Source organism: Haloferax litoreum, from assembly GCF_009674605.1.
GTDB classification, from domain to species: domain Archaea; phylum Halobacteriota; class Halobacteria; order Halobacteriales; family Haloferacaceae; genus Haloferax; species Haloferax litoreum.
The window spans coordinates 2438700-2456068 of sequence record NZ_WKJO01000001.1 but is presented as its reverse complement, the minus strand read 5'-3'; the positions used below and the strand labels follow the sequence as shown (position 1 = coordinate 2456068).

The 17369-nt window shown below is 63.7% G+C and carries 18 protein-coding genes; 7 read left to right on the top strand and 11 right to left on the bottom strand.

The features are described 5' to 3' along the window. Positions 1 to 26: 26 nt before the first annotated feature. From GJR96_RS12640 to GJR96_RS12610, 7 genes are all read right to left on the bottom strand, one after another. Positions 27 to 305 carry an ArsR/SmtB family transcription factor gene (locus GJR96_RS12640; RefSeq protein ID WP_151163248.1) on the bottom strand — a complete coding sequence of 93 codons (279 nt, stop codon included), beginning with the start codon at positions 303 to 305 and terminating at the stop codon, positions 27 to 29. A 93-nt stretch (positions 306 to 398) separates the two neighbouring features. After that, positions 399 to 1805, bottom strand: coding sequence for a DUF4397 domain-containing protein (locus GJR96_RS12635; RefSeq protein WP_151163247.1), 1407 nt, complete (start codon positions 1803 to 1805; stop codon positions 399 to 401). A 202-nt stretch (positions 1806 to 2007) separates the two neighbouring features. Next, on the bottom strand, positions 2008 to 2463 hold the full coding sequence (locus GJR96_RS12630) for a hypothetical protein (RefSeq protein ID WP_151163246.1): 456 nt from the start codon (positions 2461 to 2463) through the stop codon (positions 2008 to 2010). A 74-nt stretch (positions 2464 to 2537) separates the two neighbouring features. After that, positions 2538 to 3023 carry an acyl-CoA thioesterase gene (locus tag GJR96_RS12625; RefSeq protein ID WP_151163245.1) on the bottom strand — a complete coding sequence of 162 codons (486 nt, stop codon included), beginning with the start codon at positions 3021 to 3023 and terminating at the stop codon, positions 2538 to 2540. Between the two features lie 55 nt (positions 3024 to 3078). After that, on the bottom strand, positions 3079 to 3522 hold the full coding sequence (locus GJR96_RS12620) for a bifunctional nuclease family protein (RefSeq protein ID WP_151163244.1): 444 nt from the start codon (positions 3520 to 3522) through the stop codon (positions 3079 to 3081). Between the two features lie 105 nt (positions 3523 to 3627). Beyond that, positions 3628 to 4245 carry an ArsR/SmtB family transcription factor gene (locus GJR96_RS12615; protein WP_151163243.1) on the bottom strand — a complete coding sequence of 206 codons (618 nt, stop codon included), beginning with the start codon at positions 4243 to 4245 and terminating at the stop codon, positions 3628 to 3630. 69 nt (positions 4246 to 4314) lie between these two features. Further along, positions 4315 to 5637, bottom strand: a complete 1323-nt coding sequence (locus GJR96_RS12610) for a glycerate kinase type-2 family protein (RefSeq protein ID WP_151163242.1) — start codon at positions 5635 to 5637, stop codon at positions 4315 to 4317. Positions 5638 to 5690: 53 nt separating this feature from the next. Between GJR96_RS12610 and GJR96_RS12605 the strand changes: the two genes are divergently transcribed. Together GJR96_RS12605 and GJR96_RS12600 are read left to right on the top strand one after the other, a co-directional pair. Beyond that, positions 5691 to 7367 carry a TraB/GumN family protein gene (locus GJR96_RS12605; RefSeq protein WP_151163241.1) on the top strand — a complete coding sequence of 559 codons (1677 nt, stop codon included), beginning with the start codon at positions 5691 to 5693 and terminating at the stop codon, positions 7365 to 7367. Continuing rightward, positions 7364 to 7987 (top strand): metalloprotease, encoded by a 624-nt coding sequence (locus GJR96_RS12600; protein WP_151163240.1) that lies wholly within the window; start codon positions 7364 to 7366, stop codon positions 7985 to 7987. Before GJR96_RS12605 ends, GJR96_RS12600 begins: the two co-directional genes overlap by 4 nt. Before the next feature lie 240 nt (positions 7988 to 8227). Here GJR96_RS12600 and GJR96_RS12595 read toward each other — a convergent pair whose 3' ends face one another. After that, positions 8228 to 8464 carry a hypothetical protein gene (locus GJR96_RS12595; protein ID WP_191965900.1) on the bottom strand — a complete coding sequence of 79 codons (237 nt, stop codon included), beginning with the start codon at positions 8462 to 8464 and terminating at the stop codon, positions 8228 to 8230. Between the two features lie 415 nt (positions 8465 to 8879). On the opposite strand from GJR96_RS12595, the gene purM reads away from it, so the two are divergent. Continuing rightward, positions 8880 to 9854, top strand: a complete 975-nt coding sequence (purM, locus tag GJR96_RS12590; protein ID WP_151163238.1) for a phosphoribosylformylglycinamidine cyclo-ligase — start codon at positions 8880 to 8882, stop codon at positions 9852 to 9854. Between the two features lie 42 nt (positions 9855 to 9896). Beyond that, positions 9897 to 11198 (top strand): cytochrome P450, encoded by a 1302-nt coding sequence (locus tag GJR96_RS12585; RefSeq protein ID WP_151163237.1) that lies wholly within the window; start codon positions 9897 to 9899, stop codon positions 11196 to 11198. Positions 11199 to 11261: 63 nt separating this feature from the next. On the opposite strand, the gene GJR96_RS12580 is transcribed toward GJR96_RS12585, so the two are convergent. Together GJR96_RS12580 and GJR96_RS12575 are read right to left on the bottom strand one after the other, a co-directional pair. Then, positions 11262 to 11801, bottom strand: coding sequence for a CBS domain-containing protein (locus GJR96_RS12580; protein ID WP_058570621.1), 540 nt, complete (start codon positions 11799 to 11801; stop codon positions 11262 to 11264). Positions 11802 to 11843: 42 nt separating this feature from the next. Next, the gene (locus tag GJR96_RS12575) at positions 11844 to 12200 is read right to left on the bottom strand and encodes a DUF555 domain-containing protein (RefSeq protein ID WP_058570622.1); all 357 of its coding nucleotides are present in this window, start codon (positions 12198 to 12200) and stop codon (positions 11844 to 11846) included. A gap of 334 nt (positions 12201 to 12534) precedes the next feature. Between GJR96_RS12575 and GJR96_RS18160 the strand changes: the two genes are divergently transcribed. Both GJR96_RS18160 and psmB read left to right on the top strand, forming a co-directional pair. Next, positions 12535 to 12708 carry a hypothetical protein gene (locus tag GJR96_RS18160; protein ID WP_191965860.1) on the top strand — a complete coding sequence of 58 codons (174 nt, stop codon included), beginning with the start codon at positions 12535 to 12537 and terminating at the stop codon, positions 12706 to 12708. Between the two features lie 139 nt (positions 12709 to 12847). After that, complete coding sequence (psmB, locus tag GJR96_RS12570; RefSeq protein WP_151163236.1) at positions 12848 to 13579, top strand: archaeal proteasome endopeptidase complex subunit beta; 732 nt, start codon at positions 12848 to 12850, stop codon at positions 13577 to 13579. Positions 13580 to 13891: 312 nt separating this feature from the next. On the opposite strand, the gene GJR96_RS12565 is transcribed toward psmB, so the two are convergent. Then, positions 13892 to 15421 carry a hypothetical protein gene (locus GJR96_RS12565; RefSeq protein ID WP_151163235.1) on the bottom strand — a complete coding sequence of 510 codons (1530 nt, stop codon included), beginning with the start codon at positions 15419 to 15421 and terminating at the stop codon, positions 13892 to 13894. A gap of 118 nt (positions 15422 to 15539) precedes the next feature. Here GJR96_RS12565 and ligA point away from each other — a divergent pair, with 118 nt between their 5' ends. Then, the gene (gene ligA, locus GJR96_RS12560) at positions 15540 to 17303 is read left to right on the top strand and encodes an ATP-dependent DNA ligase LigA (protein WP_151163234.1); all 1764 of its coding nucleotides are present in this window, start codon (positions 15540 to 15542) and stop codon (positions 17301 to 17303) included. Positions 17304 to 17369 lie beyond the last annotated feature (66 nt).

Here is a 17369-nt window from a genome sequence, read left to right as displayed (position 1 = left end):
AGACTCCCAGCACGGTGTCGTGGGCGTCATTCGGTCACCTGCGCGATTATCCGTTCTATCGTGTCCCAATGTTGTCTCGTTTGCCCGGAGGGGATGTACACAGAGCCATACCCGGTTCCGCTGTGTTCGACGACGCCGTTCTGGACGAGGACGTCGAGGTGGTGGCGGACCGTCTTGTAGTCGAGGTGTAACTCCTCTGCGAGTCGGTTCGCGTTTCGTGGGCGCTCCGAGAGTTCGCGGAGGATTCTGATGCGATTTGCACCGCCGCGCGTGCCGGTCAGCACGTACCAGAGGACGCCCTCCATCGCCCCGTACTACGTCAGATACCGACCTAAGCACATCGGCTATCTGAGAGGTTACCCGTCGAAGTCGCCGGCTAACGGGAGTTCGAATCCCGATTAGTTGTCGGCGACGAGTTGGAGGTCGAAGGCAGCGTCCGTGGGTTCGTCGTCCGTCGTCAGGTAACCCTGTGCGATGGCGGTGTACGCACGGCCGCCCTCGGGTGCGACGTCGAACTCGGCGACGACGTCGCCATCGTTCATCTCAGTGTCGCCGCGTATTTCGAGGGTGTACTCGCCGGCGGCGACTTCGACCGTCGCCGTGTCACCGAACGCGGCACCGTCGACGAGCGTGAGGTCGGCCGATTTGACGGTCACGTCGACGGCGGGTGCGTCGGGCGAGGCGTGGAAGACACGAATGCGGGCCATATCGTCAGCGGGGGCAGACCGGTCGTCTTCCAGAAGCACGACTTCGAACGCGTTCTCCGCGCCGTCTTCGAGTTCGCCGATAGCGGCGGCGGTGTACGCACCGGCCATCAAGTCGAGTTCCGCGTCGAAGACCACGGTGTCGGGTGCCTCTGTCGCGCGAATCGTCACTTGGTGCATGCCGGAGGTCAGTCCGAGGTAGTCACTGACGGCACCGAAGGGCACGTCGGAGAGGGCGACTTCTTCGTCGACGAGGACGTCCACGTTCGGGGCGTCAGGCGAGAGGTGTGCTGCGCGGAGGTCCACGTCCAACAGACCGCCGCCACCCATGCCGGCGTCGACGACGGCGATTGGGCGGAACGCCTTGTCCATCGCGTCTTCGGGGGGCGAGAGGTAGCCTGCGGCGAAGACGGTGTAGACCGTCTCGCCGGCGAGTTGGACGTCGAACTCGGCGACTGCGTCGCCATCGTTCGACTCGGTGTCGCCTCTGACTTGTAGGGTGTAGGTGTCAGCGGGGACTTCGACACTGCCGGACTGCGTGAACTCGACGCCGTCGAAGAGCGTCTGGTCGCCGGCGGTGATGTCCACGGCGGGTGCGTCGGGAGACGCGTGGACGACGCGGACGCGGGCCATGTCGGCATCGGGGAGCGAGACGTCGTCTTCGAGGATGAGCGGTTCGAACGTGCCTTCTCCCAGTTCGCCGACGGCGGCGACGGTGTAGGTCGCTTCTTCGACCGGAACGTCGCCTTCGAAGGCGACGGTCGATTCGTCACCGGCGGCCGTGACCTTCACCATCCGAGTTCCGACTGGAACCGAGAGGTAGTCGCTGACGGCACCGAATGGAACGTCCGAGAGGGCGACTTCGCCATCGACGTATACGTCGACGTTCGGGGCGTCGGGCGAGAGGTGCGCGACGCGGACCATCGCCATCTCCGGTTCGGGCGTCGGCGACGTCGTCGTCTCGTTCATCTCGGCTTCGGTCGTTGTCTCGGAGTCGTCTCCGCCACCAGTATTTCCACTTCCCGTACAACCGGCGAGGCCACCGATGATGGCTACACCACCGATTCCACGCAGCATCTCACGGCGCTTTAGATTCGTCATAGCGACGAAAGATGGAATCGTCAGTGCATATTTGAGGGTTTTCCCAAATCTCACCCTGATGTCACCGGATGCCGCCCAAGTGTCTCCCTGCTGTCACCCTGCGGCAGCGTTAGTTGCGACCGTCTCTGTCTGGAATTAGCTCACGCGCCCGGGGCGAATACGACCTGCGACCCGCGCTCCCATCGGGGTGTCCCGTCCCTGCTCAGTCGAAGTCTGGAAGGTCGTCTGGTGCCTCGTACGACGACTCCCAGTCGATGTAGTCGTCTTTGAGCACGTCACACACCTGTTGTCCGAGTTCGGTGAGGCCCGCGTTTATCGACGACACCTGCCCCCACGAGGTCAGTTTGGGGTGCAGTTGTCGCTCCTTCCAGTCTTCGGGGATTCCCGGTGCGTGATACCCGACGCGGTCGGCGAAGTCGTCCCAGAAGAAGTCGAAGTACGAGAGCAGGTCGAGTTCGAGGACGACCTGCCACTGGTCTTCGGTGACGGGCGTCTCTGCCGTCCACTCTTCGAACGCATCTTCCCACGCACCCTCGTTCAGGAACGCCTCCAGTTCGGTCCGTTTGAAGTCGGCGTCGACCGCGACCTGAGCGTCCTCGTACTGGTTCGGGTCGACCTTCGGGAGCGACGGCGGGTCGGGGGCGGAAACGTCGAGCATGACAGAGGGTGAGGCGTCTTCCCGGATAAGGGTTAGCCGATTCGCCCCCGACGAGCGTCACCTGACTCGCAGAGTCACTCTTCCATCCGCTCGATGACGGACTCCAACTGGTCGGCACGGGCGGCGACTGCCTCCGCGCGGAGTTCTTTCTCCGCTTCGGTCTCACAGACGAGTCGCGGAACCGGGGTCGGCGTGCCGTCGTCGTCGAGGGCAACGAACGTCAGGAACGAGGTGGTCGTCTTGCGTCGTTCGTCGGTCTTCGGATTCTCCGCGTGCACGTCGACTTTTACGTCGATGCTCGTCCGACCGACGTTGAAGACGTACGCCTCCATGACCGCGACTTCGCCGAGGTCGATGGGACCGATGAAGTCGACGTGATCCATCGAGGCGGTGACGCACTGGCGGTTGCAAAAGCGCATCGCGGCAATCGCGCCGCAGATGTCCATCCAGTGGAGGACGGCCCCACCGAGGGCGCGTCCGAGGTTGTTAGTGTCGTTCGGAAGGAGGAGTTCGGTCATCTCCGTCTGAGACTCTGCGAGGGTCGCAGTACGTTCGCTCATGAACGGGGCGTCGCACCGAGGGGGCTTGAAATCGTAGGACCTGACCGCACCGCGGTCACTCGTCGAAGTCGACGTCGAAGGCCTCGGGCGGTTGGCCCGCCGCGTCGAGGACGCCGTCGGAGATGAGAATCGGGCAGTCGACGCGGATCGCGAGGGAGATGGCGTCGCTCGGGCGGGCGTCGAACACGAACGTCTGTGCCTCCCCGTGTTGGTAGCGTTCGGCGTCGACTTTCGCGTAGAACGTCCCGTTCGAGATGTCGTCGATTCGGATACTGTCGATAGCGCCACCGAACTCAGTCACCATCTCGACGAGCAAGTCGTGTGTCAGCGGACGCTCGAACTGCTCGCCTGAGAGACCGAGTTGGATGGCTTGAGCCTGGTCCGACGTGATGACAATCGGGAGGAACTCGTCGCGGGCCTCTAGTATGACTGCGGGGACGCTCGACCCGTCCTCACCGACACCGACCCCGATACCACGGACCACGGCACGGTGTTTCATGCTACTCTGTAGTTTCGCGGAGTACGAATAGTTACCCCACCGACGATTCCCAAAACAGGTGCGCGAGAACCAGTCATATTTCTAGAAGGTCGGCGAAACCGCTCGTCACCGACGGGAGAACTGGACGACTGCGATTGCGAGGAGGATGACGAGGCCACCCGCGAAGAACGCCAGTCCCGGCGGGAATCCCTGCACGACTGCTGGGGCCGCTTCGGTGGCCACTGTCGTCACGGCGTCCGCCTCTGCACCGCCGGACTGGGCGACCGGTGCAATCTCACGGAGGCCGCGCATCGCGAACCACTGGACGAGTGCAGAGAGGAGTCCCAAGACTGCCACGGCACCGAGGAGGCTACTGAGGATACTCGCGACTCCCGACCTTGTCTCTTCGGTTGCCGCGACGACGACGAGTGGTCTGTCAGCGGGGGCATACACTTTCATCTCTCGTCCCTTCTCAGAGTAGACGGTGTCGACCACTTCGATGAGACCGGCAGCGTCCAGTTTTCGGAGGTGGTACTGGACGTTCTGGAGGGAGGTTTCGACACGCTCTGCGAGGTCCGCGGCGTTGGTGGGTTGCTCGTGGAGCGCAGCGAGGATGTGACGGGCGGTTGCAGACGAGAGCGCCGACAGGAGGTCAGAGGCCTCGTCGTCGCCGAGTCCGATGACTCTGGGCGCGGCCTCGTCTGCAGAGGAGGTGTCTGGAGCGGAGGGCAGCAAACCTGCCATACCAGCCGATACTACACGGGAGGTTACAAACTTGTTGTCCCGACGGTCAGCCCAGTCGACCACGCCTCGTTACTCGCTCGGGTCGACGACCAGCACCCGCAAGTCGTTGACGTTGGTCCCAGTCGGTCCCGTGTCGACGAGTGCGTCGGCGGCGCGGAGCGTTGGCAGTGCATCGTTCTTGGCCAACGCGGTGTGTGCGTCCCGTGCGGAGACGGACGGCGCATCCACGAGGGCACCGGCAACGCCGGTTCCGCCGTCTTTTCCGTCGCTGTCGATGCTGGCGAGGACCACGTCCACCGGGAGTTCGGGCGCGGCGGCGAGGCAGAATTCGAGGTTCGGGCCGCCCGACCCGTCTCCCCTGACGGTGACCGTGCACTCGCCGCCCGAGAGAATCACGGCAGGGGTATCGAGCGGATTCCCAGTGGCGAGAACCTCTTCGGCGACGGCGACGTGCGTCTTCGCCGCTTCTCGCGCTTCGCCGCGTACGCGAGACGAGAGGATAACGGTGTTGTACCCGCGGTCGGTCGCAACCTCACGGGCCGCATCGAGCGCGGTGAACGTATCGGCGAGGACGTGGTTCTCGACCCGGTCGAACACCGAATCGCCGGGTTTGGGCGTCTCTGGTACGTCTCCCGCAGACCCACGAGCGAGGCGTGTCCGAACCGACTTCGGAACGTCGAGGTCGAACCGGTCCAGCACGTCGAGGGCGTCGTCGTAGGTCGTCTCGTCGGGGGCCGTCGGCCCCGAGGCGATGACGCCGAGGTCGTTTCCGACCACGTCCGAGAGGACGAGTCCGACGACAGTCGCCGGCGACGCGAGGCGGGCGAGGCCGCCACCCTTGAGCGTCGAGAGGTGCTTTCTGACGGCGTTGAGGTCGTGAATCTCCGCACCACTCGCGAGCAACTGGTCCGTCGTCTCGCGGAGGTCCGAAAGCGAGATTCCGTCTACAGGGGCCGGGAGAATCGCACTCGCCCCACCGGTGACGGCGACGAGGACGAGGGTTCGTTCGTCGAGGTCGGAGACGAGGTCCACGAGGGGGCGGGTACTCTCGACGCCGCGTTCCGAAGGAACCGGATGGTCACCGGGCAGGCGGTCGATTCGGTCTCCATCGCCCGGATTCGGCGTCACGACCACGCCCGCGTCGATTCGGTCGCCGAGGATATCTTCGAGTGCATCCGCCACGCCGTCTCCCGCTTTTCCGCCGCCAACGACGAGAATTCGGTCGTACGAGAAGAGGTCGTAGGTAGAGTCCGCAATAGAGAGCACGTCGTCGTCGAGTGAGACGGAGTTGCTGACGACGCGTTCGGGGAGGACGGCCTCGACGCCCCCACGGAGACACTCGACGGCCGTCTCGTGGGCACGGGTCGGCGTTCGCGCATCGAAATCCTGCATGGTTCGTGGGTGATGCCGACACGGATAAAAACCGTGGGCCGGTAAACCCGGCGATGAACGATTCGTCGCCCGGCGAGGGCCACGTCCACGTCGTCGGGACGGCCCACGTCTCGGCCGACAGCGTCCGAGAGGTCGAAGAGACCGTCAAATCGGAACGCCCAGACGTTGTCGCGGTCGAACTCGACGAGGGTCGGTACCGACAGTTGAAGGGCGGAACGCCAGACGATATCGAAGCGCGCGACTTGCTCCGCGGTAACACCGTCTTCCAGTTTATCGCCTACTGGATGCTCTCGTACGTCCAGTCACGGATGGGAGACAAGTTCGACGTGAAACCCGGTGCAGACATGCTCGCGGCGGTCGAGACGGCCGAAGAAGAAGGTCTCGACGTCGCACTCGTCGACCGTGACATCCAGACGACCATCCAGCGCTTCTGGCGACGGATGGGGACGCTCGAAAAGATGCGTATGGCTGGTGACCTCGCGTTCGGCGTCGCCGACGCACGCGGTGTCGGTGCTATCGCTGGCATCGCCGTCGGCGTCTTCCTCGGGCCACTCGTCGGCCTCTACGGCGACGTGGTCGGTATCTCGGACCTCTTCTTGACGCGCGCAGCGACCGGCGCAGTCGTCGGCGCGGCGGCGGCGTATCTCCTCTACACACTCGCGTCGTTCTCCCTGAGCGGCGACGACGCCCTGCTCGCTGGACTCGGTGGGGGCGCGGCGGTTGGACTCATCGGCGGGTTCGGACTCGGATATGGGACCGGTCTCGTCACGTCGATTCTCGGTGGTCTCGGGACGACCATCGTCGGCAGTCTCGTCGTCGGTATCCTCGCTGGCGTCGCCGTCGGTGTCGCCGTCGGGACCGTCTTGAACGCCGTCGGCCTGTTCACACCGGCCGAGGGAACTGACGTCGAAGAGTTCGACATGGCCGACCTGACCGACGGCGACGTGGTCTCTGCGATGATGGAAGAGTTCCGCCGGTTCAGTCCGGGCGGTGCCGAAGCCCTCATCGACGAGCGTGACGCCTACATCGCCCACCAACTCGTCGCACTTCGCCAGTCGGGTCGGAGCGTGGTCGCCGTGGTCGGCGCTGGCCACAAAGCCGGTATCGAAGGCTACCTCGAGAACCCGCAGACACTTCCCCCGATGGAGTCACTCGTCGGCGTCGCCGAGAAAGACGGGTTCCCGTGGGGGAAGATAGTCGGATTCGGCATCACCGCCGTGTTCGTCGCGTTCTTCGTCCTCCTCGCGATGGCGGGTGTCGGGAACCAGCGCCTCCTGACCATCTTCGGTGCGTGGTTCCTCATCAACGGTATCTTCGCCGCTGGCCTCGCTAAACTCGCCGGCGCGCGCTGGACCTCCGCCCTCGTCGGCGGTGCCGTCGCGTGGATGACCTCCATCAACCCGCTTCTCGCTCCGGGATGGTTCACTGGCTACGTCGAACTCCGCCACACGCCCGTCAACGTCGGCGACATCGGCAAGTTGAACGAGATTCTCTCCGACGAAGAGACGCCTATCGCCGACCTCGTGGGCCAGATGTTCGACGTTCCACTGTTCAAACTCATCATGGTCGTGGCGATGACGAACATCGGGAGCATCATCGCGAGTTTCCTCTTCGTAACGTACGTCCTCCCGGTCATCGCGGCGGACCTCGGCGGCATCACGGGCGTCACGAACCTCATGCTCGAAGGCGCGGCGAACAGTGCCGACCTCATCTGGAGGACGCTCGCGTGAACATCACCTTCTCGTCGCGTGAACTGCGTGACCTCGTGGTCGCGTGGGTCGCGCTGGGTCTCGCATTCGCTATCTTCTTCGCCGGTGGCGGCCAGCGAGCGATTTCGATGCTCCTCGGCGGGTCGTTCGGCCTCGCACTCGTCGTGAGTCTGTTGACCGCCGGTGTGGGCTTCCTCCTTCACGAAGTCGCCCACAAAGTCGTCGCCGTTCGGTACGGGCAAATCGCCGAGTTCCGCGCCGACTACAGTATGCTCGGCATCGCCATCATGAGCGCCCTCGTCGGGTTCATCTTCGCCGCACCGGGTGCCGTCTACCACCGCGGGATGCTCACCGAACGCGAACACGGTCTCATCGCGCTGGCCGGACCAGCGACGAACCTCCTGCTCCTCGTCGCCTTCGCCCCCCTCTTCGTCGCAGGGGTCGTCCTCGGGTCTGGCGTCATCGAACTCATCGGCGCGCGTGGACTCGTCATCAACGCGTTCCTCGCGGCGTTCAACATGCTCCCGTTCGGGTCGCTCGACGGTCGGACGGTCAAAGCGTGGAGTACCCCCGTCTTCGCGGGTGTCCTCGTCCTCTCGATTCTCTTGACCGTGGGACTCCTCCTGTTCGTCGGGTTCTGAACTCGCGTCACCACCGTCGGTCGGTTGTACTCACCGACCTCGTTTCTCACTCGCTCACGTGCCGTCGAGTGAATCGTGAGAACTGAGGCTCAACAGGTGAAAAACATGGAGAGTGGAGGTGCAGTTGCAGCGTGAAGGGAGTGGGACCAATCGACGCCTGCTGGGGCAACAGCAGACGTCTCGGGGTCCGAGACGAGTCCAGAGTGGAGTCGAACGCAGTACCGTAGCGGATGTCTCGGGTTAGTCCTGTGCGTGTCCGCGTCCGAGGACCAGCATCGTCGCGTGGAGCGCCAAGAGACCCACGAATAGAGGCACGTCAGCGGAGGTGAGACCGTTCGCGAGGAGGGGCAAGTATGCAATTGGAAGGGCGACGGCTGACCAGAACGCGACGGCTTCTATCGGTTGGTACGCGAGGCGACCGACCGTGGAGGCGAAGTCGAGGGCGATCGAGTCGGTGGTGGAGGGGATTCCGGACATCGTCATTCATCCATACAACTGGGACCATCATATAAGGGGCCGAGCGTTACGGTGAATTCGCTCGCTTTTCTCACTCTTTATCCCCGAACGAACCCGGTTAGGACGTTTTTGAAACGTTTTACAAACACTTCAGAGCGCACGAGACGGTTTATAATCGCTTCTCGGTCTTTTTCGACTGTTCGGGAGAAAATTGCCAAATCCGAGGAGAAATCGGCCACTGCTCCACCAATTCACACCCACCCCAACGTAACAGGAACCAGTTACGGTTGGCCTGTCTCGGCAGACGGTTCTCGGACGCGTGTCGCGGCGACGACGCACTCCGGCGTTCACCACCCGTTGCGGTAACGGACATATCCAAGTGCATGCATAATCGAGACCCTGTGATTTTATATTTCGGCCTATCTCGTACACGAACATGACGAAAGACGACTCCGAGGGGATGACGTACGCCGAGGCTGGCGTCGATATCGAGGCGAGTGAGGCCGCCACGGCAGCGCTCGTCGCGCAGGTCGGCGGCGGGTCGGGCGACTACGCCGGACTGCTCGACATCGGCGACCGATACCTCGCTCTCGCCACCGACGGCGTCGGCACGAAACTCCTCGTCGCCGAGGCACTCGGAGACTACTCGACAGTCGGCATCGACTGCATCGCGATGAACGCCAACGACCTCGTCGCTGCGGGCGTTCGGCCCGTCGCGTTCGTGGACTACCTCGCAGTCGACGCCCCGGACGAAACCTTCGCAGAACAGGTCGGACAGGGACTCGCCGCCGGTGCCGAAGAAGCGGATATCGAACTCGTCGGCGGCGAGACGGCGGTCATGCCCGAAGTCATCAACGGACTCGACCTCGCAGGAACGTGCGCCGGCCTTGCGAAGAAAGACGCTATCTTCCCCGGAGAGGCCGAATCGGGCGATGTCCTCGTCGGGTTCCCGTCGTCGGGTATCCACTCGAACGGCCTGACGCTCGCGCGCAAGGCGGCCACGAGCGAAGGTGACTACGACGACGAGTGGGACGGCGACGAGTACGAGACGGTCGGCGAGGCGCTTCTCGAACCGACGCGCCTCTACACGTACCTCTTAGACGACCTGCGCGCCGCCGAGACTCGCGCGGCGGCCCACGTCACTGGCGGTGGATGGACGAACCTTGAACGAATGGGCGACTTCCGCTACGTCGTCGACGACGCGTTCGACCCGCAGGCGGTCTTCGAGTTCGTCCAAGAGAGAGGCGGCGTCTCCGACGAAGAGATGCACAAGACGTTCAACATGGGAACCGGATTCGTCGCCGCCGTCCCCGAGGCAAACGCCGAGGCACTCGTCGAGGCGACGGACGGGCGAATCATCGGCCACGTCGAAGACGGGTCGGGCGTCTCGATTCGCGGCCTCGACCTGTAACGAGGCGAACCATTCTTAAGCGCTGTTTTTCGTTATCGAAGTGTGACACGACGACCACCGACACCCGACGGTCTCCCGGTTTTGGGACACACTATCGGCTTCGCTGTCGACCCGTTCGGATACGTCGCCGACCTCTTGGCGGACCACGGCGTCGACGACGTAGTCGGCCTCGACGTACTCGGGATGGACGACCTGTACGTGCTGGCTCACCCCGACCACTTCGAACGAGCACTGGTCACAGAGCGAGACGCGTTCTCGAAGGGTGACGAGTTTCTAGCCGCGTTCGGTGACGCCGTCACCGCCGTCGAGGGAGACGAGTGGAAGCGACAGCGGTCGACGCTCGACCCGTTCTTCCGTTGGGGCAAAGTCGAGACGTACACGCCCGAGATGAGTCGACAAATCGAGCGGCGACTCGAAACGTGGCCCGATTCGGGGACGGTTCCGCTCGAATCGGAGATGAAGAACCTGACGCTGGATATCATCTTCGCGACGATTCTGGGCCGCGAACTCGACGTCGACGGCGACGAACGAATCCGCGCCGCCGCCGATGGCCTCAACGGACGATTCTCCCCCGCCTCCTGGGTTCTTCCGAGTTGGGTTCCGACACCGAGTCGCCGTCGGTTCGACCGGTCGAACCGAATCCTCCGCGAGGAAGTGAGGGACCTCGTAGAGACGGCGAACGAAGACAGTCTCGCGGCCAGACTCGCCGACGCTCTCGGGAGCGAGTACCCACAGACTGTCGAGTCGATGGAGGACCAACTCGTCGGGATGATTTTCGCGGGCCACGAGACGACTGCGCTGGCGCTCACGTTCACGTGTTACTTCTTGGCGACGCACGCGGACGTGCGTGAACGCGCCGTCGAGGAAGTCGACCGCGTCGTCGGCGACGGACCGGTGACAGCCGAAACGACCGAGCGACTACCACTACTCGAACGCGTCCTCAAAGAGAGTCTCAGACTGTACCCGCCGGTCCACACCATTCCACGTGAGACCAGCGAACCGTTTTCGGTTGGTGACCGAACCATCCCCGCGGGGACCGACGTCCACCTCTCGATACTCCGTCTCCACCGGGACGAACGCTGGTACGACGACCCGGGTTCGTTCCGTCCCGAACGGTGGGCCGACGAGGACGAAGAGCGATCAAAATATGCGTACCTCCCGTTCGGCGCAGGACCACGGAGTTGCCTCGGCCGAGCGTTCGCCCTCACCGAAGCAAAGCTCGCTCTCGCAACGATTCTCCGAGACTTCGACGTCGACTGGGGTGCAGACGGGCCGTTGGAAGTCACTCCCGAGATGACGACCCAACCGAAGGGTTCGACTCCCCTCGTCGTTCGCCGCCGATAGCGTCGTCATCGCCTGCCGTCGATAGCGTCGGTGGTCGTCCGCTGTCGATTTCGCCCTGCGACGTCAGATGTGCGCGGCGATGTCCGCTTCCGTGATGATACCGACCGTCTCGCCGCCTTCGACGACGAGAATCGCCGAGTTGTGGTCGAGGTAGACGCCGACTTCGTCCAGCGTGGTCTCGGGTTCGACTGTCGTGATACTCTCGGACATGACTTCGTTCACCGGGCGCTCTGCGACGTTGTCCTCTTGCACGTGGCGGATGTCGGCGTTCGAGATGATTCCCAGCGGGCGGCCATTTTCGATGACGGGCAACTGAGAGAATCCTGCGTCGAGCATCATGTCGCGTGCTTCGAGGACGGAGTTGTCCGGTGCGACGCTTCGAACCTGCGTGTTCATGATATCTTCTGCGCGGACGATACGCCCCTCCGCCTCGTCGAGTGCCTCGACGATGCGTCTCAGCGTCGAAAGCCGTGGGTCGACGTCTCCGCCCTCGATGCGGGCGATGAGTGGTTGTGAGACACCCGCCATGTCGGCGAGTTTACTCTGGGTCAACTCCAGTGCCTTACGGCGTTCCCGAAGGTCCTGCGGCGTGGGGAGTTCCATGCCGGGGATAACCCACGGTTATGAAAAAAAGGTTCTGGTCGCTCAGGCCTCTTCTTCGTCGAACTCCATCACGTCGATGACGTCGAGGGGGACGTCACGAAGTGCGCCGCCGACTTCGCTCTTCGCGATGCGGGAGGCGTGTTTCTCGCCGTCTGCGTTGAAAATCTTGATTTCGAGGAGCAGTCCGACGAGTGCGGTGTTGGCCGCGATGAACGCGGAGTCGAACGGTTCGCCACAGGCCGGACACGGCGTAGCACCGACTTCGACTTCGACGTACTCTTTGTTCTTTTCGTTGAGTCGCTTGCCAGCCTCGCTGACGGCGACGCCGATGGCGTCGTCGATGTCCTCGACGTCCCGTACCAACCAGGCCGCCTCCATCGCGACGAGATAGTTGCTCATACACCTGTTACGCGCCGGTGGGGTTTCGTGTCTTGTGGTTCGCGCGGACGGATGGTAGACAGTTCCACCCGCACGCGATGCAGTCGATGGACCGTCATCCGCGACAGTCGTGAACTCAGACCAGAACGCGCACGGCCTGCGCATGCCATCGATATTATCGCCATAAGTTACGAGAATCCCCCCGACTGGCCACAGACTACCCACGCGGAATAGTCGCTGTTGTTGGAGTATGTACAAGTGTAGTTGAATCGCCAGACAGCGTCGGGGTAGTAATTCCCCGAGGTGGCAAAGCTTATATCCGAGGGCATCTGGAGCCACGACTGAGGACACGGAAATGACACCCCGCCTGACGAAGTACGTCCTATTCGCCGCCTATCAACTGTCGGTCGCGACAGGCATCGCACTCCTGCCGATTGCCCTCGCCGCCCGCCGGATGGGCGTGACCCTCCCAATCCGTCGTCTCGTCGAGACGACTGGAAACGCATACGAACGCGCTGCGGCCCGCTAACCCGGCCCACACGCCACATTTTGACAGACGCACCATCGCCGAAGAGCGACGACGCCGCCGACAGGCGTCAGACAGCACGACACCGGCAACGGCGAGGTGAAGGGTTGCATTTATCAGCGCCGAAGTGCAATCGCAGACAATGCGTACCCCGACTCACGACGAGTTCTCCGGCCGTCTCGATTCGCTCAACGGCGACCACTCGAACGTGTTCGGCCCCGAACTCGGCGAGTTCCCACACGCCGAGCGACGCGCCGAATCACTCGGTGACAAAGAGACGAAGACCGGTACCACGACCGTCGGTATCAAAACGGAAGAGGGCGTCGTCCTGGCGACCGACATGCGCGCAAGCATGGGCTACATGGTCTCCTCGAAGGACGTCCAGAAGGTCGAAGAGATTCACCCGACGGGCGCACTGACCATCGCTGGGTCGGTCTCTGCCGCCCAGTCGCTCATCAGTTCGCTCCGCGCGGAAGTCCGCCTCTACGAGGCCCGCCGCGGCGAAGACATGAGCATGCAGGCACTGTCGACGCTCGTCGGCAACTTCCTGCGCTCCGGTGGCTTCTACATCGTCCAGCCTATCCTCGGCGGCGTGGACGAAGAAGGCGGCCACATCTACAGCATCGACCCCGCAGGGTCCGTCCTCGAAGAAGAGTACACCGTCACTGGCTCCGGCAGTCAGTACGCCCTCGGTGTCCTCGAACGCGAGTACAGCGACGGCCTGAGCGTCGACGAAGCGAAGCAGGTCGCCACGAACGCCATCCGCGCGGCAGTCGAGCGTGACCTCGCGTCGGGTAACGGCATCAACATCGCCGTCGTCACCGAAGACGGCGTCGACATCCAGCGCCACCAGAACTTCGAAGGCCTCGAATAAGGCCCCTCTCGATTTCTCTTCGCTTTCAGCGACCCGCGTACCCGCTGGACTCGTCCGGTGAGTCAACACAGTCGAGAAGCACGGGGCGTCGCTTATCTCTCGTCACCCCTATCAGCACCCGTGCTTGGATTGCGATTCTTCGCGTGTGGTCGGTGTGGCACCGTCACCGCAGACCCCGAAGAACCGGTACGGTGCAGTAGGTGCGAAGAACCATCTCTCGAAGAGATTACGCACAAATTAGGCGATTACACGTACTTCGCACCGCCCACGGACCGAAACTGCTGACTGGAGACGGAGACTGCCTTCGCCCGTTTAGAACCAGTCCGCGAATGCCCCTTCGAGGAGCGTGTCCGACTGCTGTTCGACGTACTCACGTTGCATCTGGTGAAGTGCGGCCTCGAAGTCGGCACCGTTGTCGAGGTGTTCACGAACGCGTTCGCGCTTCCAGTCGGCCGGGGTGACACCCGTCTCGACGCGCTTTCGCAGGGGTTCGAGGTAGTAGTTGGCTTCTTCTTCCGAACACCCGGCGAGTCGAAGGCCGTCGCGGGCGTGAATGAGCAGGTCCTCGTATAACTCGGCCCCCGATACCGCGTCGCCGTCGGCGTCTATCCACTGCAAGTCGCCGTGCGGTCCCTCGCGCATCGCGGTGTAGAAGTTCTCGTTCGCGACGTCCCAGTCGAGGTCGATGACCGGGTGGTCCTGACGCGGGAGGCGTTCCATCAGACCCGCGAACGCGGCCTGAAACGCCACGGAGTCGCGGACAGTCGGTTGCCCGGCGATTGGCCGGAACTCGATGCGTGCGTTTGCCGACGACCGTGATGCCCCGTCGAACACCGGACGAACCCATCGCCAGTAGGTGCCGTGTTTCCGACGGAGTGTGGCGAACTCGTCGTCGAAGCGGTCGCCGCGCGCGACGGACATCGGGACCATCGTCGAGTCGGCGACGACCCGGTCGACGGCATCTTCGACGGTGTCGAGGTCGGTGGGGAACGTGACTTTCTCGTGGTCGCCGGAGTTGAGGACCGACTCGAAGACGGCGATGCGGTGTTCGTCCCACCCGTCGTCCAGTATCTCCTCGGCCGTCGCCTCGTCGTCGTAGAGGTCGGCGGGGAAGAACGGCGAGTTGACGCCGAGTGCGAGAAGCGGTCCGGCGACCCGGAGTGCGTAGTTGAAGAAGTGAGGGAGGTCTACCGCGTGCGGCACCTGATAGTGCGGTTGGATGGACGTGATGAGTGCCTCGGGCATCACCGTGTCCGCTTCGAGCGAGACGTGTGGTGCCTCGAGTTCGAACGACGGCGGTGCAGTCGGCCCGTTCGCCATCGCGTGATACCGCACCGAGTTACTCATGTTCGTCGCGAGGCGGACCCCACCGTCCCTGATAGAATCCGTGAGGTACTCGCGGGCAGATTCGCCGGCAGGCGGGATGCTCCACATCCCGTCGGAGACGAGGCGCATCCCCTCGGCGGCGGCGGTGTCGAGGGCCGCGTCGAGTCGGGCGCGGACCTCCGACTCCTGTGCGCGGAGGCCGTGGGGGTTCAGCGGTTGGGGACTCGTCGTCATCTCGGCGTTGTGAAGGCCCAATTCCTTCTCGAAGCCCATGAGTCCGAGCAGACGGCGCGGGACCCGCATGAGCGCGTGAACGTCGTCTTCGCTCGCGGACCATCGACCGTCCGAGACGGCGTAGAACTCGTACTCCAGCCCGACGATAGACTGGTGATTGTCGAAGGTCCCCTCGCGAAGTTCGCGCTTGAGAACCTCACCGTCGGCTTTCGCTTGTGCTTCGAACTCGGCCGCGTCGACCGCAAGCACGTCTTCGACGCGCTCTGCGAGGTCGTCGCTCATACCCACCGCTGGGACGCCGAGACCCTTGAACGTCCCGGCAGCGCAGTCGTTCGGCAGCGAATCACACTCCCGACGACTGTCGAGATGCTTTTGGGGCGGGCGGGGATACTCACGCTCGATGCAGTTCGCCGAGTTCGCAACCCGCGCCGCCGACATCGAAGCAGAGAGCGCGGACCTCGCCATCGTCTCTCTCCTCGCCGACCTGTTTCGCGACTCGGGTGACGACCTCTCGACGGTCGCCCGATTCGTGCAAGGCCGCGTCTTCCCAGCGTGGGACTCGACCACGCTCGACATCGGCCCCCGCCTCTGCCACGAGGCGATTGCCCGCGCCGCTGGACCGAACGTCTCCGCGGACGACGTGGAAGAGAGACTCGCCGACCTCGGCGAAATCGGCGCTGTCGCCGCGAGTTACGACTTCGGCGGCCAACGCGGACTCGCCGCGTTCGGCAGTGGCGGTGGCCAAGACGGCCTCACGGTCGCCGAAGTCGATTCCGAACTCCGAGCGCTCGCCGCCGCCTCGGGGTCGGGAAGCGAAGAGACGAAACTCAAGACGCTCTACGGTCTGCTCAACCGGACCGAACCCGAAGAGGCGCGATTCCTCGCGCGTCTCGTCCTCTCGGAGATGCGAATCGGCGTCGGCGAAGGCAGCGTCCGCGACGCAATCGCCGAAGCGTTCCTCGTCGCACCCGAAGACGCCGCGGCAATCCGCGACGACGACGTGGACGCAGAAACAGAGTCGGCGGCACGAGAACGACGCGACGACGCCATCGCACACGTCGCCCGCGCACTGCAAGTCTCGAACGACTACGGGATGGTCGCCGAAGTCACCCGCGATGAGGGCGAATCCGGCCTCAGCGAGGTACGTCTCGAAGTCGGCCGGCCGGTTCAGGCCATGCTCGCGCAGGCCGGGACTGCCGCAGACGCCCTCGAAGAATGGGAGTCCGCGGGAGTCGAGACGAAGTTCGACGGCGCTCGCGTGCAGGTCCATCACGACGACTCCGGCGACGTGTCGCTCTTCTCACGAAACATGGAGGACGTGACGGAGGCGCTCCCCGAAGTCGTCGAGTTCGTCGAAGCGACGGTAGACGAAATGGTCATCTTGGACGGCGAAGTCGTGGCGATGGACGACGCCGGCGACCCGCTTCCGTTTCAGGAGATTCTGCGTCGCTTCCGACGCAAACACGACGTGGGGCGGATGCGCGAAGAGGTCCGCGTGGAACTTCGGGCGTTCGACTGTCTCCACGCCGCCGGCGACGACCTGTTGACCGAACCGCTCACGACGCGACACGACCGACTGGCGACGGTCCTCGGCCCCGAATCCGACGCGGTATCTGACCTACTCCTCTCGGACGACGCCGACGAAATCGCCGCCTACGAGGCTGACGCCCTCGACGACGGCCACGAGGGAATCATGCTGAAGAACCCCGACGCGTCGTACTCACCGGGTGACCGCGGGAAGAATTGGCTGAAGCGCAAACCCGACGTGGAGACACTGGACCTCGTCGTCACCGGCGCAGAGTGGGGTGAAGGTCGCCGCGCGAAGTTCCTCGGGACGTTCCTGCTTTCGGCCCGCGTCGAGGGCGACACAGGTGATGGAGACGGGTTCGAGACCATCGGTAAGGTCGCGACGGGAATCACCGACGAGCAACTCGTCGAACTCACCGACCTGCTCGAACCCGAAATCGAACGCGAGTCGGGGAAGGAAGTCGACATTCGTCCATCGGTCGTCTTCGAAGTCGGGTACGAGGAAATTCAGGCGTCACCGACCTACTCGTCGGGGTACGCGCTCAGATTCCCGCGGTTCGTCACCGTCCGCGAAGACAAGACGGCGGAGACGGCGGACACACTCGAACGCGTCGAACGGTTGGCCGAGTCGCAATAGACGGGGTCCGGGTCGGAGGCTTCCCCACTCGCAGTAGTCGCGTTTTTCATGCGGCGGGTCCACCTC

Excerpts from the sequence above, each read along its gene's own strand:
- GJR96_RS12630 (WP_151163246.1), bottom strand. The coding sequence starts at position 2,463 with ATGCTCGACGTTTCCGCCCCCGACCCGCCGTCGCTCCCGAAGGTCGAC.
- ligA (WP_151163234.1), top strand. The coding sequence starts at position 15,540 with ATGCAGTTCGCCGAGTTCGCAACCCGCGCCGCCGACATCGAAGCAGAG.
- GJR96_RS12625 (WP_151163245.1), bottom strand. The coding sequence starts at position 3,023 with ATGAGCGAACGTACTGCGACCCTCGCAGAGTCTCAGACGGAGATGACC.
- GJR96_RS12635 (WP_151163247.1), bottom strand. The coding sequence starts at position 1,805 with ATGACGAATCTAAAGCGCCGTGAGATGCTGCGTGGAATCGGTGGTGTA.
- GJR96_RS12595 (WP_191965900.1), bottom strand. The coding sequence starts at position 8,464 with ATGTCCGGAATCCCCTCCACCACCGACTCGATCGCCCTCGACTTCGCC.
- GJR96_RS12575 (WP_058570622.1), bottom strand. The coding sequence starts at position 12,200 with ATGAGCAACTATCTCGTCGCGATGGAGGCGGCCTGGTTGGTACGGGAC.
- GJR96_RS12610 (WP_151163242.1), bottom strand. The coding sequence starts at position 5,637 with ATGCAGGATTTCGATGCGCGAACGCCGACCCGTGCCCACGAGACGGCC.
- GJR96_RS12620 (WP_151163244.1), bottom strand. The coding sequence starts at position 3,522 with ATGAAACACCGTGCCGTGGTCCGTGGTATCGGGGTCGGTGTCGGTGAG.
- GJR96_RS18160 (WP_191965860.1), top strand. The coding sequence starts at position 12,535 with ATGACACCCCGCCTGACGAAGTACGTCCTATTCGCCGCCTATCAACTG.
- purM (WP_151163238.1), top strand. The coding sequence starts at position 8,880 with ATGACGAAAGACGACTCCGAGGGGATGACGTACGCCGAGGCTGGCGTC.
- GJR96_RS12580 (WP_058570621.1), bottom strand. The coding sequence starts at position 11,801 with ATGGAACTCCCCACGCCGCAGGACCTTCGGGAACGCCGTAAGGCACTG.
- GJR96_RS12565 (WP_151163235.1), bottom strand. The coding sequence starts at position 15,421 with ATGAGCGACGACCTCGCAGAGCGCGTCGAAGACGTGCTTGCGGTCGAC.
- psmB (WP_151163236.1), top strand. The coding sequence starts at position 12,848 with ATGCGTACCCCGACTCACGACGAGTTCTCCGGCCGTCTCGATTCGCTC.
- GJR96_RS12640 (WP_151163248.1), bottom strand. The coding sequence starts at position 305 with ATGGAGGGCGTCCTCTGGTACGTGCTGACCGGCACGCGCGGCGGTGCA.
- GJR96_RS12605 (WP_151163241.1), top strand. The coding sequence starts at position 5,691 with ATGAACGATTCGTCGCCCGGCGAGGGCCACGTCCACGTCGTCGGGACG.
- GJR96_RS12615 (WP_151163243.1), bottom strand. The coding sequence starts at position 4,245 with ATGGCAGGTTTGCTGCCCTCCGCTCCAGACACCTCCTCTGCAGACGAG.